The 21,230-nt window shown below is 73.2% G+C and carries 20 protein-coding genes; 4 read left to right on the top strand and 16 right to left on the bottom strand.

All coding sequences use genetic code 11. The annotated features are described in order from the left end of the window. Positions 1-346: 346 nt before the first annotated feature. Positions 347-1,612, bottom strand: a complete 1,266-nt coding sequence (tyrS, locus tag ABD353_RS03180) for a tyrosine--tRNA ligase (protein ID WP_344622034.1) — start codon at positions 1,610-1,612, stop codon at positions 347-349. Between the two features lie 248 nt (positions 1,613-1,860). Here tyrS and ABD353_RS03185 point away from each other — a divergent pair, with 248 nt between their 5' ends. After that, a complete protein-coding gene (locus ABD353_RS03185) occupies positions 1,861-2,370 on the top strand; it encodes an HNH endonuclease (RefSeq protein WP_344621893.1) in 510 nt (169 codons plus the stop codon). A gap of 144 nt (positions 2,371-2,514) precedes the next feature. Here the strand turns inward: ABD353_RS03185 and ABD353_RS03190 are convergent, their stop codons facing one another. The 7 genes from ABD353_RS03190 to ABD353_RS03220 all read right to left on the bottom strand — a co-directional run bounded on the left by ABD353_RS03190 (position 2,515) and on the right by ABD353_RS03220 (position 9,380). Next, the gene (locus ABD353_RS03190) at positions 2,515-4,641 is read right to left on the bottom strand and encodes an outer membrane protein assembly factor BamB family protein (RefSeq protein ID WP_344621894.1); all 2,127 of its coding nucleotides are present in this window, start codon (positions 4,639-4,641) and stop codon (positions 2,515-2,517) included. Positions 4,642-4,738: 97 nt separating this feature from the next. Next, the gene (locus ABD353_RS03195) at positions 4,739-5,035 is read right to left on the bottom strand and encodes a 4a-hydroxytetrahydrobiopterin dehydratase (RefSeq protein WP_344621895.1); all 297 of its coding nucleotides are present in this window, start codon (positions 5,033-5,035) and stop codon (positions 4,739-4,741) included. Positions 5,036-5,146: 111 nt separating this feature from the next. Continuing rightward, the gene (locus ABD353_RS03200) at positions 5,147-5,914 is read right to left on the bottom strand and encodes a sulfite exporter TauE/SafE family protein (protein ID WP_344621896.1); all 768 of its coding nucleotides are present in this window, start codon (positions 5,912-5,914) and stop codon (positions 5,147-5,149) included. 130 nt (positions 5,915-6,044) lie between these two features. Continuing rightward, positions 6,045-6,830 (bottom strand): SDR family oxidoreductase, encoded by a 786-nt coding sequence (locus tag ABD353_RS03205; protein WP_344621897.1) that lies wholly within the window; start codon positions 6,828-6,830, stop codon positions 6,045-6,047. A gap of 123 nt (positions 6,831-6,953) precedes the next feature. Then, a complete protein-coding gene (locus ABD353_RS03210) occupies positions 6,954-7,946 on the bottom strand; it encodes an SPFH domain-containing protein (protein ID WP_344621898.1) in 993 nt (330 codons plus the stop codon). A 9-nt stretch (positions 7,947-7,955) separates the two neighbouring features. After that, positions 7,956-8,366: an NfeD family protein gene (locus tag ABD353_RS03215; protein WP_344622035.1), complete on the bottom strand. Its 411-nt coding sequence runs from the start codon at positions 8,364-8,366 to the stop codon at positions 7,956-7,958. Positions 8,367-8,588: 222 nt separating this feature from the next. Then, a complete protein-coding gene (locus tag ABD353_RS03220) occupies positions 8,589-9,380 on the bottom strand; it encodes an ABC transporter ATP-binding protein (RefSeq protein ID WP_344621899.1) in 792 nt (263 codons plus the stop codon). 200 nt (positions 9,381-9,580) lie between these two features. On the opposite strand from ABD353_RS03220, the gene ABD353_RS03225 reads away from it, so the two are divergent. After that, the gene (locus ABD353_RS03225; protein WP_344621900.1) at positions 9,581-10,378 is read left to right on the top strand and encodes a hypothetical protein; all 798 of its coding nucleotides are present in this window, start codon (positions 9,581-9,583) and stop codon (positions 10,376-10,378) included. A gap of 47 nt (positions 10,379-10,425) precedes the next feature. Here the strand turns inward: ABD353_RS03225 and ABD353_RS03230 are convergent, their stop codons facing one another. From ABD353_RS03230 to ABD353_RS03240, 3 genes are all read right to left on the bottom strand, one after another. Then, on the bottom strand, positions 10,426-11,055 hold the full coding sequence (locus ABD353_RS03230; RefSeq protein ID WP_344622036.1) for a response regulator: 630 nt from the start codon (positions 11,053-11,055) through the stop codon (positions 10,426-10,428). A 10-nt stretch (positions 11,056-11,065) separates the two neighbouring features. After that, positions 11,066-12,217 (bottom strand): GAF domain-containing sensor histidine kinase, encoded by a 1,152-nt coding sequence (locus tag ABD353_RS03235; protein WP_344621901.1) that lies wholly within the window; start codon positions 12,215-12,217, stop codon positions 11,066-11,068. Between the two features lie 147 nt (positions 12,218-12,364). Continuing rightward, a complete protein-coding gene (locus ABD353_RS03240; RefSeq protein WP_344621902.1) occupies positions 12,365-14,929 on the bottom strand; it encodes an FHA domain-containing protein in 2,565 nt (854 codons plus the stop codon). A 218-nt stretch (positions 14,930-15,147) separates the two neighbouring features. Between ABD353_RS03240 and serB the strand changes: the two genes are divergently transcribed. Next, positions 15,148-16,404 (top strand): phosphoserine phosphatase SerB, encoded by a 1,257-nt coding sequence (gene serB / locus ABD353_RS03245; protein WP_344621903.1) that lies wholly within the window; start codon positions 15,148-15,150, stop codon positions 16,402-16,404. Between the two features lie 82 nt (positions 16,405-16,486). Here the strand turns inward: serB and ABD353_RS03250 are convergent, their stop codons facing one another. The 3 genes from ABD353_RS03250 to ABD353_RS03260 form a co-directional block, all read right to left on the bottom strand. Next, positions 16,487-17,014, bottom strand: coding sequence for a SixA phosphatase family protein (locus ABD353_RS03250; protein ID WP_344621904.1), 528 nt, complete (start codon positions 17,012-17,014; stop codon positions 16,487-16,489). Between the two features lie 88 nt (positions 17,015-17,102). Then, positions 17,103-17,225: an SGM_5486 family transporter-associated protein gene (locus tag ABD353_RS03255; protein WP_263103153.1), complete on the bottom strand. Its 123-nt coding sequence runs from the start codon at positions 17,223-17,225 to the stop codon at positions 17,103-17,105. A gap of 43 nt (positions 17,226-17,268) precedes the next feature. Continuing rightward, positions 17,269-18,561, bottom strand: a complete 1,293-nt coding sequence (locus ABD353_RS03260; RefSeq protein ID WP_344621905.1) for a CynX/NimT family MFS transporter — start codon at positions 18,559-18,561, stop codon at positions 17,269-17,271. A 112-nt stretch (positions 18,562-18,673) separates the two neighbouring features. On the opposite strand from ABD353_RS03260, the gene ABD353_RS03265 reads away from it, so the two are divergent. Continuing rightward, positions 18,674-19,357 (top strand): FadR/GntR family transcriptional regulator, encoded by a 684-nt coding sequence (locus ABD353_RS03265; protein ID WP_344621906.1) that lies wholly within the window; start codon positions 18,674-18,676, stop codon positions 19,355-19,357. A 280-nt stretch (positions 19,358-19,637) separates the two neighbouring features. Here ABD353_RS03265 and fabI read toward each other — a convergent pair whose 3' ends face one another. Both fabI and fabG read right to left on the bottom strand, forming a co-directional pair. Next, complete coding sequence (gene fabI / locus ABD353_RS03270; protein WP_344621907.1) at positions 19,638-20,405, bottom strand: enoyl-ACP reductase FabI; 768 nt, start codon at positions 20,403-20,405, stop codon at positions 19,638-19,640. A gap of 3 nt (positions 20,406-20,408) precedes the next feature. Next, complete coding sequence (gene fabG, locus ABD353_RS03275; protein WP_344621908.1) at positions 20,409-21,128, bottom strand: 3-oxoacyl-[acyl-carrier-protein] reductase; 720 nt, start codon at positions 21,126-21,128, stop codon at positions 20,409-20,411. Between the last annotated feature and the right edge of the window lie 102 nt (positions 21,129-21,230).

The raw sequence follows: 21,230 nt of genomic DNA on the forward strand, positions 1-21,230 counted from the left end.
TCCAGCGGACCCTCCGGGCGTTTCGCTCTTTCCTGTTTCCAGCTTATCAGATCCGCGCCCGGCCGTTTTACCGGGGCTTTTCTGATTTGCTTTCCACCTTTCGGCGCTCCCGAACTCTACCAGAGTTTTTCGCGCGCATTTCCCGGTCGATTTCTCGAAGGGGTGTGCGACGGTCGACTCGTCGGAGGAAGGGGGCCGTTACCGGTTCGCAACCAGTTTCGGCGACTCGTCCAACGTTAGGGCACCGGACTGCGAGCGTCAAACACGCGGGGCCGGATCTGGCTGGATCCGGCCCCTGTGGGGTGTCGTGGCAGTTCAACCGCGGTGCGGTTCAAGCCACCTGACGTCAGTTCGACGCGACCTCGACCGCGGCGAGGTTGCGCTTGCCGCGCCGCAGCACCAGCCAGCGGCCGTGCAGCAGGTCCTCGGCGGCCGGGACGGCCTCCTCGTCGGCGACCTTCGCGTTGTTCAGGTAGGCGCCGCCCTCCTTGATGGTGCGGCGGGCACCCGAGCGGCTCGGGGCGAGCCCGGTCTCGACCAGCAGGTCGACGACCGCCTGGAGCTCGGTGACCGTGGCCTTCGGCACCTCGGCGAGCGCGGCCGCCAGGGTGGCCGGCTCCAGGTCGGCGAGGTCGCCCTGGCCGAAGAGCGCCTTGGAGGCGGCGACCGCCCGCTCGTACTGCTCGGCGCCGTGCACCATCGTGGTGAGCTCCTCGGCGAGGGCCCGCTGGGCGAGGCGCGCGGCCGGACGCTCGGCGGTGTCCCGCTCCAGCTGCTCGATCTCCTCCCGCGAGCGGAAGGAGAAGATCCGCAGGAAGTTCGAGACGTCCCGGTCGTCCGCGTTCAGCCAGAACTGGTAGAAGGCGTACGGGGTGGTCAGCTCGGGGTCGAGCCAGACCGTGCCGGACTCGGTCTTGCCGAACTTGGTGCCGTCGGCCTTCACGATCAGCGGGGTGGCCAGCGCGTGCACGGACTTGCCCTCGGCCTTGCGGATCAGGTCCGTGCCGGCGGTGAGGTTGCCCCACTGGTCGCTGCCGCCGGTCTGCAGGGCGCAGCCGTAGCGGCGGTTCAGCTCCAGGAAGTCCATGCCCTGGAGGATCTGGTAGCTGAACTCGGTGTAGCTGATGCCCGCGTCGGAGTTGAGCCGGCGTGCGACCGCCTCCTTGGCGATCATGTTGTTGACCCGGAAGTACTTGCCCACGTCGCGCAGCAGGCTGATCGCCGACATGCCGGACGTCCAGTCCAGGTTGTTGACCATGCGGGCCGCGTACTCGCCCTCGAAGTCGAGGAACCTCGAGATCTGGCCGCGCAGGCGCTCCACCCAGCCGGCCACCGTCTCGGGGTCGTTGAGCACGCGCTCGGCGGTCGGCTTGGGGTCGCCGATCAGGCCGGTGGCCCCGCCGACCAGCCCGAGGGGCAGGTTTCCGGCCAGCTGCAGGCGCTTCATGGTGAGGATCTGCACCAGGTTGCCGAGGTGCAGGCTGGGCGCCGTCGGGTCGAAGCCGCAATAGAACGTGACCGGGCCGTCCGCGAACGCCTTGCGCAGTGCGTCCTCGTCGGTGGACAGGGCGATCAGCCCACGCCACCGGAGCTCGTCGACGATGTCCGTCACGGTCACGCTTCTCCTTCGGTCGCGTCCGGCGTTGTCCGCGGCCCGCCGTGGGCCCCGTGCCTGGACGACTCCAGCGTTCTAGAGAGTACGCGCATCGGGCCAGCGGATTTCGGCCCGGCCGGGGGGCGGACGGAAATTCCGTTGTTGCCGGTGGCCACGCGAGTTCACAGTGGACCCACCGCCGAGTGCGGCGAGGACGGGACGGTCGTGCCTGGCGGCACGGCCGCACAGGGGAGGTGGCCGGAACGATGCGCAACACGCTGGTACTGAATGCGAGCTACGAGCCGCTGACGACGGTGTCGCTGAAGCGCGCCGTGGTGCTCGTCCTGCAGGACAAGGCGGTCGTGGAGCACGCCCATCCGCTGGGGATGGTGCGCGGTACCGGTGTGGCCGTTCCGGTCCCCCGGGTGATCAGGCTGAACCGGTACGTGCGGGTGCCCTTCCGACAACACGCGCCGTGGTCGCGGCGGGGCGTGCTCGTCCGGGACCAGCACCAGTGCGCCTACTGCGGCCGCCGGGCGACCACCGTGGACCACCTGGTGCCCAAGTCGCGCGGTGGTGCCGACAGCTGGATGAACACCGTGGCCGCGTGCCCGGAGGACAACCAGCGCAAGGCCGACCGGACGCCCGAGCAGGCCGGGATGAAGCTGCTGCGGCGGCCGTTCGAGCCGACGCCGGAGGCGACGCTGATGCTCGCCCTCGGCCTGCGCGGCAGTGAGCTGCGCGAGCTCGCCGCCTGGCTGCCGGCCAGCGCCTGACCGTCGGCGCCCGACCGGCGCTGCCCGACGGGCCGGTGCCCGCACGGGCGCCGGCCGCAGACCGGGGACGGAGACCCGTCCCCGTGCACCCACGCCGCCGGCCGGCCCGATCGGGGGACGGGCCGGCCGGTGGCGTGCGGTGCGTCAGCCCTTGGCCTGGAAGGCGGTGGCACTGCCGAAGTTGGCCGAGTGCTCGGGGAGCACGACGACCTTGCCGTCGGCGGAGAGCAGCCGGCCGGCCGTGAGCAGCGAGCCGGTGCCCAGCGGGAAGGCGCCGCCCTGGGTCTCCTGGCCGCCCGCGAGGGCGAAGCGGCTGATGTGGGCGGGCTGGTCGAGGCGCTCGTCGACGGCGAGCAGAAGGCCCCCACCGTCCAGGCCGACCGCGCGGGACTTGCGCTTCTCCGCGACGGCGGTCGTCCAGGTGGGCTTGCCGGTGGCGAGGTCGTAGGCGGTGACCGAGGTGGCCGGGCCGACGCCGTCGGCCGGGCCGAGGGCGGCGACCATGGTGTTCTGGTGGAAGAAGACGGTCGGCGCGGTGTCGAAGGTGCCGCGGCCGACGTCGAGGCGGCCGGCGTCGCCGGTGACCGGGATCTCGGCGGCGGGGTCGCCGGCGGTGCCCCAGGCGAAGATCCGGTCGTCGGCGGGCTTCTCGCCGGTGGTGGCGACGACGGCGGGTTCGGCGGAGAGCACGGTGACGGTCTTGGGCTTGTTGTTCAGCCCGCGCCACCACTTCACCTTGCCGTCGGCCGCGTTGAGGGCGACCGCCTGGTCGGTGGGGGTGCTGTCGGCGCAGCTGCTGTGCAGCACGACGGTGGCGCCGCTCGCGCCGCCGGAGAGGCTGCAGAACTTGCCCTGGCCGGTGTACTGCCAGAGGTCCTTGCCGTCCGCGGCGGCCCAGGCGGAGGCCTTGTCCTCGCCGACCGCGACGACCTTGTCGTCGAGGACGGAGACCTTGGCGTCGTAGCCGTCCTTGGTGTCGGAGAGGTTCTTCGTCCAGGCGGTCTTGCCGGTCTTGGTGTCGACGGCGGCGAGGACGGTGCAGGGGCTCTTGGGGTCGCTGCCGGTCCGGAAGAGCACGCCGCCGAGGCCGGCGGTGTTGACCGTCGGGGAGAGGCCGCACGGGGCGGCGCCCTGGCTGGGGGCGGTGACGGACCAGGTGGGCTTGCCGTCGGCGAGGGCGTAGGCCTGCACGCCGGTGCCGTCGGCGCGGACCACCGCGTCGGCGGTGATCCAGGAGCCGGCGAGGGTGTCGTCGGCGGAGGCCGGGGCGCCCGCGGCGGGCTTGGCGGCCCAGGCCTTGGCGTGGGCGACGGTGTAGGTGCGGGCCGCGGCGGAGTCCGAGCCGCCCCCGCCGGACTTCTCGCCGTCGTCGCCGCCGGTCACCAGGACGGCGGCGGTGACCAGGACGGCGAGCGCCGCGGCGCCGGCGCCGGCCCGGATCAGCAGGGTGCGGCGGCCGGGTCCGTGGTCCGCGGAGACGACGCCGGCCGCGGCGGCCCGGGCGCGGTCGGCGATCGAGCGGCGGCCGGCCCGCCCGTTGCCGTCCGTGTCGTCGCGGTCGTCGCTGTACCTGTCGTCGCGGGTGACGACGTAGGGGCTGAGGGTGCCCCCGGAACCGGCCTCGGGGCTGCCGTCGGGGTCGGCCGGGAAGGCCGTGCCCCGGCCGCTGGTGTCCGGGAACCCGACGGTCGGCATCTCCTGCTGCTGGGTCTGCCAGCTGTCCTGCGCCTGGTCGGCCGGGGCGTAGAGCGACGGCTCGGGGGTGATCTGGGCGTACGCGTCGGCGGTGCCGGTGGAGCTCGCGCCGTAGGCGGCGTACGGGTCGGTGTATCCGGCGTTCGCCTGGTAGGGGTCGCCGGTCTGCTGCTGCGGGATCTGCTCGTAGCCGCCGGCGTAGTAGCCCTGCTGGCCCGCCTGCTGCTCGTACGCCTGCTGCTGGCCCGCCTGCTGGTCGTAGCCCTGCTGCCCCGCCTGCTGCTGGTACGCCTGCTGGTCGTAGCCCTGCTGCTGGTAGGCCTGGGCGGTCTGGGGGTCCCAGGCGGCGGTCTGCTGCTGCCAGGCCTGCTGGTCGGCGCCCTGCTGCCAGGCCTGCTGGTCCGCCCCGGCCTGGTACGGCTGCTGCTGGGCGGCCGCCCACTGGTCCGCCGGCTGGTCCGTCTGCGGCTGGTACCAGCCCTGCTGCTGCTGGTAGTCCTGGCCGGCGGCGGGCTGCTGCCCGGTGCCGTCGTGCGGGTACCCCTGGTCGTACGTCCGGGGAGGGTCCTGAGCCATGAAATCCGTCCGTCCCGACTGCTGCTGCAAGCGCCCAGCATCTCATGGCGGCCGGAGCACCCCGCCGGAACGGGGTGCGCTGCGAGCTGACCGGGCCTCAGGACGTGGTGCGCAGCACGTCGTCGATGCGGGCGGCGAGGGTGGTGTCGAGGCCGGTGAGGCCGCCCGCGCTGTGGGTGGAGAGGGCGAAGCGCAGGGTGCGCCAGCGGATGTCGATGTCGGGGTGGTGGTCGAGTTCCTCGGCGGCGACGGCGACGGTGTCGACGACCCGGATCGCGGTCATGAAGCTGGCGGTCTCCGCGGTGCGGACGATCGCCTCGCCCTCGCGGTGCCACTCGGGCAGGGCGGCCAGGGCGGTGGTGATCTCGTCCTCGGTCAGCCGGGTTCGGCTCACGGGTGCTCCCGGTGGGTCGCTGGCGGGCCCGCGGCGGGCGGGCCGCCGGCCGCGGGGTGCGTCACAAGGAGCATAGGAAGGCGGGGCCGCCGGGGCCGGGCGACACGGGTGTCAGGTGAGCAGCAGCCGGGTGACGGCGGCGAGGCCGACGACGACGATGACCGTCCGCAGCACGGGCGGGGGCAGGCGGCGGCCGACCTTGGCGCCGATCTGGCCGCCGACCACCGATCCGGCGGCGATGAGCAGCACGGCCGTCCAGTCGATCGGGGCGACGAAGAGGAAGAAGACCGCGGCGACGCCGTTGACGATCAGGGCGAGGACGTTCTTGGTGGCGTTGATCCGCTGCATGTCGTCCTGGAGCAGCATGCCCATCAGGGCGAGCAGCAGGACGCCCTGGGCGGCGCCGAAGTAGCCGCCGTACACGCCGGCGAGCAGGACGCCGGCGAAGAGCAGCGGCCCGCCCTCGGTGCTGCTGCTGCCTCCGCCGCGGCCGCGGCGGGCGGCCACCGCGCGGGAGACCCGCGGCTGGATCACGACCAGCACGAGGGCGCAGAGGATCAGCGCGGGGACGATGGCGTCGAAGGCCTTGCTGGGGAGCTTGGTGAGCAGGTAGGCGCCGGTGAGACCGCCGATCAGGGAGGCGGTGCCGAGGCGGAGCAGCCGGCGGCGCTGGCCGGTGAGTTCGCGGCGGTAGCCGATGACGCCGCTGATCGAGCCGGGCACCAGGCCGAGGGTGTTGGAGACGTTGGCGGTGACGGGCGGCAGACCGAGGGCGAGCAACACCGGGAAGGTGATGAGCGTGCCGGAGCCGACGACGGTGTTGATGGTGCCCGCACCCACACCGGCCAGCAGGACCGCCAGCGCTTCCCAGACCGACATCCGTGATTCCCTCCTTCGCTCCTGTCACTAAGGATCATGCCGGAGGAGGGAGGGCCGGGCCAGGGGTGATCCACGATCCGGACCGCTCCGGCCCCGCGGGGACTCCCCGCCCTCCCGCGGGGCCGGGTGGTCACCGGGCGGGCGTGCGGTCGGGTGCGGTGGCGGTGGCGGCGGTGGCACCCGCCAGCCAGTCGGCGAAGGTCGTCGTGCCGCGGGTGTCGGGCCGGTCCGTGGTGAGGCCGCCGGCGCGCAGGGCCCGGCCGAGGGCACCGGGCAGCGGCAGGGGCAGTTGCAGGACGTGGCGGCCGGTGACGGCCCGCCAGGTGCGGGCGAGTTCGCGGGCGTCGGCCGTCTCCGGGCCGGCGGCCTCCGTCCGGCCGAGGCGGGCGGGCCGTTCGACAACGTCCGCGACGGCGCGGGCGGCGTCGACGGCGGCGATCGTCTGCAGCCGGGCCTTCGGCACGGTCAGCAGGCGCCATCGGCCGAGCGCCGCGAAGGCCTCGCCGATCAGCTCGTGGAACTGGGTGATCCGGACGACCGTCCACGGCACCGGGCCCTCTGCGACGGCCCGCTCCTGGGCGGTCTTCACCGCGTAGTAGCCGACCGGCACCCGGTCGCAGCCGACGATCGAGACACAGACGTGGTGGCCGACGCCGGCGGCGCGTTCGGCGGCGAGCAGGTGCCTGGTGCCGTCGACCAGGGTGCGTTCGGCGCCCTTCGCCGAGCGGCTGTTGGCGGCGTCGACCACGACCTCGCAGCCGGCCAGGGCGGCGGCCAGTCCGGCCCCGGTGGTCAGGTCGACCGGGTGCTCGGGCGAGCGGCGGCTCAGCACCCGGACCTCGTGGCCGCGGGCGCGCAGTTCCTCGGTGACGTGGCTTCCCAGCGTCCCCGTTCCTCCGACGATGGCGATTCTCATGCCAGGGAGACGACGCAGCCCGTACGGGTGTGACATGCCCGGGTGCGACATGCGGAGCCGGCCTGCGCCGGCCCGGTACGGGCGGCGCAGCCCGGAGGGGTCTGCCGGGGCCTTACCGCCGGCTCACTCGGGGTCGATCCGCGGGTACTCGCGGGTGGTCTCGACCCGGGGGCGGCCGATGTGCTTGGTCTCGGTGTCCACCGGGCGCGGGGCGGCCGCGGCGGCCGGGCCGGCGCCGTTGCCCCCGGTCAGGCCGGTGAAGGCACCGCCGAGGCCCTTGAGCGCGTCGCCGACCTCGCTCGGGATGATCCACAGCTTGTTGGAGTCGCCCTTGGCGAGCTCGGGCAGGGTCTGCAGGTACTGGTAGGCGAGCAGCTTCTGGTCGGCGTCGCCCTCGTGGATGGCCTCGAAGACGGTGCGGATCGCGGCGGCCTCACCGTCGGCGCGCAGCACCGCGGCCTGCGCCTCGCCCTCGGCCTGCAGGACGGCGGCCTGCTTCTCGCCCTCGGCGCGCAGGATCTGGGCCTGCCGGGCGCCCTCGGCGGTGAGGATCGCGGCGCGCTTGTCGCGGTCGGCACGCATCTGCTTCTCCATCGAGTCCTGGATGGAGGTCGGCGGCTCGATCGCCTTCAGCTCGACGCGGTTGACGCGGATGCCCCAGCGGCCGGTGGCCTCGTCGAGGACGCCGCGCAGGCCCGCGTTGATGACCTCGCGGGAGGTCAGGGTGGACTCGAGGTCCATCGAGCCGATGATGTTGCGCAGCGTGGTGACGGTGAGCTGCTCGATGGCCTGGATGTAGCTGGCGACCTCGTAGGTCGCGGCCCGCGGGTCGGTCACCTGGTAGTAGATGACGGTGTCGATGTTGACGACCAGGTTGTCCGAGGTGATGACCGGCTGCGGCGGGAACGGCACGACCTGCTCGCGGAGGTCGATGCGGTTGCGGATGGTGTCGATGAACGGCACCACGATGTTGAGTCCCGCGCTCAGCGTGCGGGTGTAGCGGCCGAAGCGCTCCACGATCGCCGCGCTGGCCTGCGGGATCACCTGGATCGTCTTGATCAGCGCGATGAAGGCCACCACGACCAGGACGACCAGCACGATGAGGACGGGTTCCACGATTCTCCCCTAGACGACCAGGGCGGTGGCGCCCTGGATTTCGACGACGTCGACCTGCTGCCCCGGCTCGTAGACACTGCCGGGGTGGAGTGCCCGGGCCGACCAGATCTCGCCGTTGAGCTTGATCCGGCCGCCCTCCCCGTCGACCTTCTCCTGTACGACTGCGGTGGCGCCCTCGAGCGCCTCGATGCCCGTCTTGATCGCCGGGCCGTTCTGCAACTGGCGGTACGCGATCGGCCGGACGAACACCAGGAGGGCGACCGACACCGCGACGAACACCAGGAACTGCGGCACCACCCCGGCCCCGAGGGCCGCGGTGAGCGCCGCGGCACCCGCCCCGATCGCGAACATGGCGAACTCCGGCATCGCGGTGATCACCAGCGGTATGCCGAGGCCGACGGCGGCCAGGAGCCACCAGATCCAGCTGTCCACGACGCCATCCTAGGGAGGGGAATGCTTGTGACGCCTAGCTTCCCGCAGGTGAACAGGCGGAAACCGGCCGCCCGTACGGGGGGCGGGTGTTCAGCGGAGTTCAGTGGTTCAGCACCGCCGGGCCGCGCCGCCGCGGACACCGGAACGGCCGCCGGGCCGCGCGCCCGCCGGAGCGGGTGCGCGGCCCGGCGGCCGTCGCGGACGGGGCGGTCAGCCCATCGGCAGGCCCTGCGCGGACCAGCGGTCGCCGCGGCGCTCCAGGGTCAGCGGCAGGCCGAAGCAGAGCGACAGGTTGCGGGCGGTCAGCTCGGTGTCGATCGGACCGGCGACCAGCACCTTGCCCTGACGGATCATCAGCACGTGGGTGAAGCCCGGGGCGATCTCCTCGACGTGGTGGGTGACCATCACCATCGACGGCGCGTACTCGTCCTGGGCGAGCGCGCCGAGGCGGCGCACCAGGTCCTCGCGGCCGCCGAGGTCGAGGCCGGCGGCCGGCTCGTCCAGCAGCAGCAGCTCGGGGTCGGTCATCAGCGCGCGGGCGATCAGGGTGCGCTTGCGCTCGCCCTCGGAGAGGGTGCCGAACTTGCGGGTCGTGTAACCGGCCATGCCGAGCCGGTCCAGCAGGGCCAGCGCCCGGGCCTCGTCGCTGCTGTCGTACTGCTCGTTCCAGGTGGCCGTCATACCCCAGGCCGCGGTCAGCACCGTCTGCAGCACGGTCTGCTCGCCGGGCAGCTTGTCGAACATCGCGGCGCTCGCCAGGCCGATCCGGGCCCGCAGCTCGAAGACGTCGACCGAGCCGAGCTTCTCGCCGAGCACCGCGGTGGTGCCGGAGGTCGGGAAGAGGTACGTGGAGGCGACCTGCAGCAGCGTCGTCTTGCCCGCCCCGTTCGGACCCAGGACCACCCAGCGCTCGCCCTCGGCGACCGCCCAGGAGACCCGGTCGATCAGCGCGCGACCCTCCCGGACCACGGAAACGTCGACGAGCTCCAGCACGTCACTCATGCCTAGCCTTCCCCAATGCAGATGTCGGCCGTCCGAGGGCCGGCGGCATCGGGCCTCGGGGTTCGGTCCAGTGGTCTCGACAGTCGGTGCGCGCGGGCAGCGTACTCCCGCCGGTCCGGCGGGCGGGACGGGATGCGCCGCGCGCAGCACAGCCCAAACCTACGCCACGCCGATGGCGGAGTTGTCCGTAGGCTGGCGGGATGCTCGCCACACCTGCCGACAATCCCTTCCAGGAGCCGCGCTCGGCCCGGCTCACCGCCTGGGGCAACGCCCTGCTCGCCGGCTCCGCCTCGCCCGACGACGCCGCCGCGGCCGTCATCGGCGGCGACGAGTCCCACCGGGTCACCGGCCTGCCCGGCGACGCGGACGGCGAGCTGCACGGCCTCACCTGGGCGCTCGGACGGCTCCGCGTCCTCGGCGTCCGCGGGCTGCGGCTCGCGCTGCCCTCGGCCGGCCACCCGCTGGGGCTGACCGGGCCCGCCCCGTTCAACACCGGGGCGATGGGCGCCGGGGAGGCCGTCCTGGCGGTCGGCGTACCGATCGGGCTGGTGCCCGAAGTCAGCGTCTTCGGACCGGAGGGGGACCGCTCGGCGACCGTGCTGTGGCGCTGCTCGGAGGTCAACGACACCCCGCCGGCGGACGTCCCCTCGCTGCACGAGGCCGAGTTCGAGCTCGCGGACGGGCTGCGGCAGGCCACCGTGCTGCTCACCCGCCTCGACGTCGCCGGCGCCGGGCCCGAGGCGCTGAAGGCACTGGAGTCGTACCGCCGGCGCGGGCACTCCGAACCACTGGCGCCGGGGTACCCGGCCCGCGCCGTACGGGTGCTGGAGTCCGCCCGGCAGGTGTCGGCCCTGCTGTCGATCGCCGCGGGCGGGCACGGCGCGGCGGTCTCCGCCTCGGAGATGGCGGCCCGCCGCGAGGTCCTCGCCCCGCTGGAGCGCACGGCCCGCCGCGCCCAGGTCGCCGCCTACAACGCCCTCGTCGACGAACCGCGGTAGGCCAACCACCAGAGGCGCTGGGGGCACCTCCCGGCGAGTGCTCGGCCTCAGGCTTCGGCGTTGCGGACGGCCCAGAGGGCGGCCTGGGTGCGGTCGGCGAGGTCGAGCTTCATGAGGATGTTGGAGACGTGGGTCTTCACCGTCTTCTCGGAGAGGTGCAGCGCGCGGGCGATCTCGCGGTTGGAGCGGCCGTCCGCGATGTGGCCGAGCACCTCGCGCTCGCGGTCGGTGAGGGTGCCGCCGCGTCCCTGGGCGGGCCGCGGGCCGTCGTCGGAGAGCAGTGCCTCGGCGAGTTCGGGCTGGAGCAGCACGTGTCCGGCGTGCACCGAGCGGATGGCGCCCGCGAGAGCCTCCGGGTCGACGTCCTTGTAGACGTAGCCGGCGGCGCCGGCCCGCAGGGCGGGCACGACGGTGCGGTGCTCGGTGAAGCTGGTGACGATCAGGACCTTGGCCCGGTTGCCCTGGTCGCGGAGGATCTTGAGGGCCTCGATGCCGTCGACGCCGGGCATCTTGAGGTCCATCAGGACGACGTCGGGGGCGAGCTGCTGGGCGAGGGCGGCGCCCTCGGCGCCGTCCGCGGCCTCGCCGACCACCTCGATGTCGTCCTGGACCTCCAGGAAGGTGCGCAGTCCGCGCCGGACGACCTGGTGGTCGTCGACCAGCAGCACGCGGATCATCGACCGGCTGTCAGGCACCGGGGACCTCCATCTCCACGACCGTCCCCTTGCCCGGGGCGGACTCCAGCGTGAGGGTGCCGCCGACCGCGGCGGCGCGGTCCCGCATCGAGACCAGGCCGAGGTGGCGGCCGGCCCGCCGGACGGAGTCCGGGTCGAAGCCCTGCCCGTCGTCGGCGACCCGCAGGACGGCGCCGCGGGCCGGGGTACCGGCGAGGGTGACGTCGACCGTCCGGGCGCCGGAGTGCCGCAGTGCGTTGTGCAGGGCCTCCTGGGCGACCCTCAGCAGGGCGGCCTCCTGGGCGGCGGGCAGCGCCTTCATGTGCAGGGCGCTGAAGCTGACGGCGGCGGTGTGCGCGCGGTCGAGCACCTGGACCTGGGAGGCGAGGGTGGCGGTGAGGCCGTCCTCCTCCAGCGCGGCGGGGCGCAGTTCGACGACGACGGCGCGCAGTTCGTCGGCGGCCTCGGCGGCGAGCCGGGCGACCTCGGCGAGTTCGGCGCGGGCCCGGGCCGGGTCGCGGTCGACGAGGGTGGCGGCGGCCTTGGCGGTGAGGCGCAGCGAGAAGAGCTTCTGCGAGACGGCGTCGTGCAGGTCGTGCGCGATGCGGGCGCGTTCCCCGGCGAGGGTGAGTTCGCGGCTGCGTTCGTAGAGGCGGGCGTTGGAGAGAGCGAGGGCGGCGTGCGCGGCGAGGATCCGCAGCAGTTCCTCGTCGTGGGCGGTGAAGCCGCCGGGCTTGTTGGCGAGGAAGACGGCGCCGAGGATCTCGGTGCCGTCGACGATCGGCATGCCGAGGAAGTCGGTCATCTCGGGGTGGGCGGCGGGCCAGCCGCCGAAGTCGGGCGCGGTGCGGACGTCGGCGAGCCGGGTGGGCGTCAGCTCGTGGAGCATCGCGGCGAGGACGCCGTGCTGGCGGGGCAGCGGGCCGATCGCGCGCCACTGCTCGTCGGTGACGCCGTCGACGACGAACTGGGCGAAGCCGCCGTGGTCGTCGGGGACGCCGAGGGCGGCGTACTCGGCGCCGAGCAGACTGCGGGCGGAGGCGGTGATCCGCCGGAGGACCTCGCGGACCTCCAGGTGGCGGCTCATCGCGAGCACGGCGGTGCTGATCGCCTCGATCCCGCCCAGGCAGGGGTCGCAGGCGGGGGCGGGTTCCTCGGGCGGCATGCCCCCACGCTACCGCCGGGCGAGGGGCCGGGGCATGGGGCGACCGGCCTAGGTCCGGGGGCGTACGGCGGGGCCTCCGGCCCGGGTACGCCGACGGGCGGCGCCCCCGGTGCCGGGGGTGCCGCCCGTCGTGTGCGGTGCGGGGTGTCAGCCCTTCTGCATGACCTCGGGCTCGTGGCGGCGCAGGAAGCGCTGGATGAGGAAGGCGAGGCCGACGGAGATGGCGATCAGGGCGAACCAGTTGAGGAAGAGGTGGCCGACGGTGTGGTCCCACAGCGGGTCGACGACCGGCGTGGGCGGGCGGACGTCGGTGTTGTAGGTGACGGCGGAGCTGTGGGCCAGGTCGAGGGTGTTGCCGGTGGCGGCGAGGCCCCAGCGGCCGGGCATCAGCCAGGCGAACTGCTCCAGGCCGGGCTTGTCGAAGACCTGGAAGATGGCGCCGGTGAAGACCATCTGCACGATGGCGAACATGACCAGCAGCGGCATGGTCTTCTCGGCGGTCTTCACGAGCGCCGAGATGGTCAGGCCGACCAGCATCGAGGTGAAGCTCAGCAGGATCACGCCGATCGCCATCTCGGCGGCGGGCATGCTCTTCAGCAGCAGGCCCTCGGCGGGCAGGTCGCGGGTCTTGAAGGCGATCGCGGAGATGACGCCGCCCTGGACGAAGCTGACCAGGCCGAGCACGACGATCTTGGAGACCAGGTAGGCGGAGCGGGAGAGGCCGGTGGCCCGTTCCCGTTCGTAGATCGCCCGTTCCTTGATCAGTTCTCGGACGGAGTTCGCCGAGCCGGAGAGGCAGGCGCCGAAGGCCACCACCAGCAGGATCATCTTGGCGATGTCGTTGCGTCCGGAGGCGGGGCAGGCCGCCAGTCCGCAGTGGTCGGGGATCAGCACCGAGACCCCGCCGAGGACCAGCGGCAGCACCAGGGAAAGCAGCATGAAGCCCTTGTCGGAGCCGATCACCGCGAGGTAGCGGCTGATCAGCGTCCACAGCTGGGAGCCCCAGCTCTGCGGCTTCGGCGGGCGGACCTGGGCCAGCGGCACGCTCGGGGTGGCGTGCTGCACGGGGGCGTCCACGTCGGCGGAGTACTGCCGGTAGTGGACGGAGCCCTTGTAGCGGCCGGCCCAGTCGTGGTCGGGGTAGTTCTCGAAGGCCTGGAAGACGTCGGCCCAGGTCTCGTAGCCGAAGAAGTGCAGGGCCTCGGACGGCGGGCCGAAGTAGGCCACCGAGCCGCCCGGCGCCATCACCAGCAGCCGGTCGCAGAGCGCGAGTTCGGCCACCGAGTGGGTGACGACGAGGACGGTGCGGCCGTCGTCGGCCAGACCCCGCAGGGTCTGCATGACCTCGCGGTCCATGCCCGGGTCGAGGCCGGAGGTCGGCTCGTCCAGGAAGATCAGGGACGGTTTGGTGAGCAGCTCCAGGGCGACCGAGACGCGCTTCTGCTGGCCGCCGGAGAGGGCGGTGATCCGGTTGTCGGCGCGCTTGTCGAGGCGCAGCTCGTACAGCACCTCGTCGATCCGGCGCTCGCGCTCGGCGGCCTCGGTGTCGCCGGGGAAGCGCAGCCGGGCGGCGTACTTGAGGCCGCTGCGGACGGTGAGCTCCTTGTGCAGGATCTCGGACTGCGGCACCAGGCCGATGCGCGAGCGGAGCTCGGCGAACTGCTGGTACAGGTTGTGGTTGTCGTACAGCACCTCGCCGCGGTCGGCGGGGCGGTAGCCGGTCAGGGCGCGCAGCAGGGTGGACTTGCCGGAGCCGGACGGGCCGATGACGGCGACCAGGGACTTCTCCGGGACGGAGAAGGAGACGTCGTTGAGCAGGACCTTCTTGCCGCCCTTGAACTCGACCTCGACGGTCAGGTGGCGGGCGGAGAAGGTGACGGCGCCGGTGTCGACGAACTCCTGCAGCTGGTCGCCGACCAGGACGAAGCTGGAGTGGCCGACCGTCAGGCGGTCCTGCGGGCCCATCAGCTGGCGCTGCACCGGCTGGCCGTTGAGGAAGATGCCGTTGTGGCTGCCGAGGTCGACGATCTCCCAGCGGCCGTCGGCGAGCTGCCGCAGCTCCGCGTGGTGGCGGGAGACCTGCAGGTCGGAGACGACGATGTCGTTGTCCAGGGCGCGGCCGATGCGGATGGTGCGCATGCCGGCGGTGAGGTTGCGCACCATGGTCGGGTTGCCGAGCCCGTTCGGCAGCGGCGACCGGCCCTGCTGCGGCGGAACGGGGGCGTGCTGCTGCCCCTGGTGCGGCACGACCGGCTGCGGCGCCGGGGTGTCCCACTGCTGGTGGACGGGCGGCTGCTGGTGCTGCGCCCAGGGCTGCTGGGCCGGTGCCTGGTTGGCCGGGGCCTGGTGAGCGGCCGGCGGCGGTGCGGCCCGGCTGGTCACGGCCTCGTGCACGCCGGGCTGCGGCGCGGGCGCCTGGGCCGGCGCGGAGAACGCGAGCCGGGGCCCGTTCTCGGCGTTGCCGAGGTTGACCACCGCACCGGGGTGGAGCGGCACGTGCTGGGTGCGGGCACCGCCCGCGTAGGTGCCGTTGGTGGATCCGTGGTCCTGCAGCTGCCAGCCCGCCCCGTCGAAGGCGATCGTGGCGTGCCGCCAGGAGACCCTGGCGTCCTCGAACGTGAAATCCGAGGCCGGGTCCCGTCCGATGGTGTACGCGCGGCCCGGCTCCAGGACGGTCTGCTGCCCGTTGAGCTCCAGTACGAGTTGCGGCACGTCCGCCTGCCCCCGCTCTCTCGGTCCCCCGATTTGCTCCCCACGTGGGGAGTTGTGCGCCTGATCTGACGGGGGAATCATTCCAGCCCCGCGGTCGTACCTGAAAGTCACCTCGGCCTTTGTGACCGGGCGGCAACGAAATCGGGGCCGCCGCGTCGTCCCAGCGTGCGGACGCCGGGCGTGGCGCCGCACGCCGGGCGGGTAGCGTGGGAGGCACCATGAACGCGACTGATCCGGCCGCCGAGCCCGGCCCCGCCCCGCAGCCACGGACCGACGACGAGCGGACGCTGCTCGTCAAGGTGTTCGGCAAGGACCGCCCCGGTATCACCGCGGGCCTGTTCGCCACGCTCGCCGAGTACGGCGTGGACGTGATCGACATCGAGCAGGTCGTCACCCGTGGCCGGATAACGCTGTGCGCCCTGGTCACGCCGCCCTCCGGGCAGGCGTCCGAGGGCGGGCTGCGCGTGACGGTGCACCGCTGGGCCGAGGAGCTCAAGCTGCAGGCCGAGATCATCTCCGGCACCGGCGACAACCGGCCGCGCCGCGAGGGCCGCTCGCACGTCACCGTGCTCGGCCACCCGCTGACCGCCGCGGCGGTGGCCGCGCTGGCCGGGCTGGTGAGCGAGGCCGGCGGCAACATCGACCGGGTGTTCCGGCTGGCCAAGTACCCGGTGACCGCGGTGGAGCTGGCCGTCTCCGGTCTGCCGACCGAGCAGCTGCGGGCCCGGCTGGCGCCGGAGGCCTCGGCGCTCGGCGTGGACATCGCGGTGGTCGGCGCCGGCCTGCACCGGCGGGCCAAGCGCCTGGTGGTCATGGACGTCGACTCCACGCTGATCCAGGACGAGGTGATCGAGCTCTTCGCCGCGCACGCCGGCTGCGAGGCGGAGGTCGCCGAGGTGACGGCGGCCGCGATGCGCGGCGAGCTGGACTTCGCGGAGTCGCTGCGGGCCCGCGTCTCGCTGCTGGCCGGGCTGGACGCCGCCGTGGTGGAGAAGGTCCGCGCCGAGGTGCGGCTGACTCCGGGCGCCCGCACGCTGATCCGCACCCTGAAGCGGCTCGGGTACCAGGTGGCGATCGTCTCCGGCGGGTTCACCCAGGTCACCGACCACCTGGTCGAGCAGCTGGGGCTGGACTACGCCGCCGCCAACACCCTGGAGGTCGCGGACGGCAGGTTCACCGGCCGGGTCACCGGCGAGATCGTGGACCGCGCGGGCAAGGCCCGCTGGCTGGCCCGGTTCGCCGAGCAGGCCGGGGTGCCGCTGGCGCAGACGGTGGCGATCGGCGACGGCGCCAACGACCTCGACATGCTGAACGCGGCCGGGCTGGGCGTGGCGTTCAACGCGAAGCCGGTGGTCCGCGAGGCCGCGCACACCGCGGTCAACGTGCCGTTCCTGGACACCGTGCTCTACCTGCTGGGCATCACCCGCGACGAGGTCGAAGCGGCGGACGCCCTGGACGGCAGCGTCACCGACTGATCCGGCGGCGGCACCGCACCAGCACGGAGGGTGGCTCGGGCGTAGGCCCCGGCCACCCTTCACGTACCGGCCGTCCCGGGTCTCAGTCCTGCGGGGTGTGGTACGAGTCCAGCTTGGCGACCCCGGGCTCGACCGACTTCCAGGGGCCGGCGAAGCTGAGGACGGCGATCGCGGCGGTCGGGAAGCTGCTGAGCCTCAGCCGGTTGAGCGCGTCCACGTCGCCCTCGTCGCCGGCGAGGACCTGGGTGAGGCCGAGCACGCCCGGGTTGTGGCCGACCAGGATCAGGTCGGCGAACTCGTCCGGGGTCTCCTGGAGCACCGCGATGATCTCGCCCGGGCTGGCCTCGTACACCCGGTCCTCGTAGACCGTGCGGCGCGGGCGCTTGGGCAGTTCGTGCGCCGCCAGCTTCCAGGTCTCCCTGGTGCGCAGCGCGGTGGAGCAGAGCACGTAGTCGGGGTTGATGCCGGAATCGGCCAGCCAGCGGCCCGCCTCCGGCGCCTGGTGCCGCCCGCGGTCGGCCAGCGGCCGCTCGTGGTCGGCCACCTGGTTCGGCCAGTCGGCCTTGGCATGACGGAGAACGATGATCCTTCGGGGTGTGTCGGCGCTCATACCCCTAGAGCTTTGCAGAAAATGCGCTCCCGGGCGCGGGGTCCGCGCGGTCGCCACCCGCAGGAGTGGGGGCGGTGTGCGGACCCCGTCAGCCCAGGCGGGCGGCGACCATGGCGATCACGGCGACGAGCACGACCACCCCGGCGATCACGCCCATCAGCTGGAGCAGCTTCTTCTGGCCGTCCTGCGGCTCGGGTTCGAGAACTGGCATGCGCAGAGTGTCGCATTCCGACGGTTCCGTCCGGAAACCGGGGTCAGGCCGTGGCGGGAACGCGGGGCAGTTCGTCCTCGATGTGCCGGGGCCGGCCGGCCAGCGCGCCGAACACCATCTGCGGCACCAGCAGGGCGGCGAGCAGGCCGAGCGGCAGGTACCAGCTGCCGGTGGCCTGGTAGACCGCGCCGACCGCGATCGGCCCGGGGATGGAGATCAGGTAGCCGACGCACTGCGAGAACGCCGACAGCCGCGCCACCCCGCCCGGGGTCCGCGCCCGCAGGCCGATCATGGTGAGGGCCAGCGGGAAGGCGCACATCGACAGGCCGACCAGGCAGGCCCACAGCCAGGAGGCGGTGCCCGCGGCGAACGCCAGGCCCGTGTAGCCGGCGATGCCGCAGATTCCGAGCACCACGACGAACAGCTGCTGGTCGCCGCGCCGGGCGGCGAGGCTCGGCAGCACGAACGAGGCCGGCACGCTCACCGCCATGACCACGGCCAGCAGCACGCCGGAGGCGCCGTCCGAGACCCCGGCGTCCTGGTAGATCTTCGGCAGCCAGCCCATCGTGGCGTAGGCGCTGGTGGCCTGCAGGCCGAGGAAGACGGCGAGCGCCCACGCCGTCCGGCTGCGGACGATCGGCCCGGACGGCTCCGCGGCCGTCCGCCCCTCCCCCGCCGCCGGCCGCCCGCCGCCGGAGCGGTCGCGGCGCAGCAGGGCGACGACCGCCCACAGCACCAGCGCCGCGGCGGCGAGCAGCGACCAGATCCCGAGGCCGGCCCGCCAGCTGCCGCCCATCTCCGCGGTCAGCGGCACGGTGGCGGCGGCGGCCAGCGAGGTGCCGACCGACAGGGCCATCGAGTAGAGGCCGATCATCGGGCCGACCCGGTGCGGGAACCAGCGCTTCACGACCACCGGGAGCAGCACGTTGGAGACCGCGACGCCGGCCAGGGCCACGGCGGTCAGCAGCAGGAAGACGGTGGTGCCGCCGGCGTAGGAGCGGGCCAGCACGCCGAGGGTGATCGCGCCCATGCCGGCCGCGACCACCGCGATCGGGCCGATCCGGCGGGCGAGCGCGGGCGCGGCCAGGCCGAACAGCGCGAAGCAGAGCGAGGGCACCGCCGTGAGCAGGCCGGCGACGCCGGCGCTCATGCCGAGGTCGGCCCGGACGTCGTCGAGCAGCGGGCCGAGGCTGGTGACCACGGGGCGCAGGTTGACGGCGGCCAGCGCGATGCCGACGGCGAGGAGGACGGTCTGGAGACGGGCGCGGGAGGGCGCGGGCGCGGCCGGGACGGGCTCGGCGCGGCGGTGGGTGGCGGAGTCCGCTGCGGTCGACATAGCGCCCATCATAGAATGATGGGATGAATGCTCGCGCCAGAACGTCCCGAAACGGCTAAGGTCTGAGGCTCCTCCCCCGGGGGAGCGAGGAAGAGGAGGAGGAGTCCGAGCCATGGCGCTGTCCAGCACCCGCCGAACCCCGCTGTCCGATCAGGTCATCGCGCAGCTGCGGACCCAGATCACCTCGGGCGAATGGCCGGTCGGCTCCCGCATCCCCACCGAGGCCGCCCTCGTCGAGCAGCTCGGCGTCGCCCGCAACACCGTCCGCGAGGCGGTGAAGGCGCTCGCCCACAACGGCCTGCTCGACATCCGGCAGGGCTCGGGGACGTACGTGCTGGCCACCAGCGAACTCGCCGGCGTCATGCACCGCCGCTTCGCGGACGCCGACCAGTCCCAGGTCGCGGAACTGCGCGCCACCCTGGAGATGTCCGCCGCCGGACTGGCCGCCTCCCGGCGCACCGACCGGGACCTCGAACTGCTCGGCTCGGCGCTCGACCGCCGCGAGCGGGCCTGGCACTCCGGCGACCCGGAGGACTTCGTGCAGGCCGACGCGGCCTTCCACTCCGCGGTGGTCGCGGCCGCCCACAACGAGGTGCTCGCCGCGGTCTACGCGGACCTCGGGGAGGTCATGCGGGCGCACCTGCGGCACGACGTCGGCCCCGAGCTGATCGCCGAACGGTACGTCGGCCACGACGGCATCCTCGACGCCGTCCGCGGCGGCGACGCCCAGCGGGCCTCCGCCGAGGCCGGCCGCGCCATCGGCGCCTGCGGCAGCGAGGCCGCCCCGAACGAATAGGGGCGGCACCACCGGGGGCGCGTGGGGTACCTCCCGGCGAAGGCCGGGGGAGAACCGCGCAGGGCGGGAGTGGCGAGCCCGACGCGCTGCTCCGGCCACGAAGCAGGGGCGCGGGGGGGGTACCTCCCGGCCGAAGGCTGGGGGAGAACCGCGCGCGACGGGAGAAGCCGAGCCCGGCCGTCTTCCGATTCGCGCGGTTCTCCGCGCCCCTAGTGGTTCACCCCTGCGCAGGTCAGCCCCGCGCCCCTACGGGTTCACCCTTCGTACGGGGTGTGCGCCGTCAGGCGCCGATGGCGTGCAGGCCGCCGTCGACGTGGACGATCTCGCCGGTGGTCTTCGGGAACCAGTCGGAGAGCAGGGCGACGACGCCGCGGCCGGCCGGCTCCGGGTCCGAGAGGTCCCACTTGAGCGGCGAGCGCTGGTTCCAGGTGTCGGCCAGCTCGCCGAAGCCCGGGATGGACTTGGCGGCCATCGAGCCGATCGGGCCCGCCGAGATCAGGTTGCAGCGGATGTTGCGCTCGCCGAGGTCGCGGGCGAGGTACCGGTTGGTCGCCTCCAGCGCGGCCTTGGCCGGGCCCATCCAGTCGTACTTCGGCCAGGCGAACTGCGCGTCGAAGGTCAGGCCGACCACCGAGCCGCCGTCCTGCATGAGCGGCAGCAGCGCCATGGTCAGCGACTTCAGCGAGAAGGCGGAGACCTGCATGGCGGTGGCGACGGACTCCCACGGGGTGTTGAGGAAGTTGCCGCCGAGCGCGTCCTGCGGGGCGAAGCCGATCGAGTGGACGATGCCGTCGAGCGTCGGCAGGTACTCGCGGACCTGGTCGGCGATGCCGGCCAGCTGCTCCTCGCTGGAGACGTCCAGCTCCAGGACCTTCACCGGCTTCGGCAGCTTCTTGGCGATGCGCTCGGTGAGGCTCGGCCGGGGGAAGGCGGTGAGGATGATCTCCGCGCCCTGCTCCTGGGCCAGCTTCGCGGTGTGGAAGGCGATGGACGACTCCATCAGCACACCGGTGATCAGGATGCGCTTGCCCTCAAGGATTCCACTCATGGTTCAGTGACCCATGCCCAATCCGCCGTCGACGGGAATGACGGCTCCGGTGATGTATGCGGCCTCGTCGGAGGAGAGGAAGCGGACCGCGGCGGCGACCTCGGCGGGCGCGGCGTAACGGCCGAGCGGCACGCCGGCGACGATCTCCTTGCGGCGGTCCTCGCTGAGCACGGCCGTCATGTCGGTGTCGACGAAGCCGGGCGCGACCACGTTGATCGTGATGTTGCGGGAGCCGAGCTCACGGGCGAGGGAGCGCGCGAAGCCCACCAGGCCGGCCTTGGAGGCGGCGTAGTTGGCCTGGCCGGGCGAGCCGAGCAGGCCCACCACGGACGAGATCAGCACCACGCGGCCCTTGCGGGCGCGGAGCATCTTGGTCGCGGCGCGCTTGACCACCCGGAAGGTGCCGGTGAGGTTGGTCTCGATGACGGAGCTGAAGTCGTCCTCGGACATGCGCAGCAGCAGGGTGTCCTTGGTGATGCCGGCGTTGGCCACCAGCACCTCGACGGCGCCCTGCTTCTCCTCGATCTCGGCGAAGGCCGCGTCGACCTGGGCCGCGTCGGTGATGTCGCACTTGACGGCGAGGACCTCGTGCGCGGCCAGCTCGGCCGGGACCTCGCCCGAACGGCTGGTGATGGCGACCTTGTCGCCGGCTTCGGCGAAGGCCTTGGCGATCGCGAGGCCGATGCCCCGGTTGCCTCCGGTGACGAGAACCGAGCGGCTCAACGATCCACCTCTCTCCGTAGTTGGCGGCGGCCCGTCGAGCGGCGGCCGGTTGGCCGCCGGGCCGCAGCGGTACGCCGTGACGCGTACGCACTGTGACGCTAT

This window comes from Kitasatospora arboriphila (assembly GCF_039528095.1).
Taxonomy (GTDB): domain Bacteria; phylum Actinomycetota; class Actinomycetes; order Streptomycetales; family Streptomycetaceae; genus Kitasatospora; species Kitasatospora arboriphila.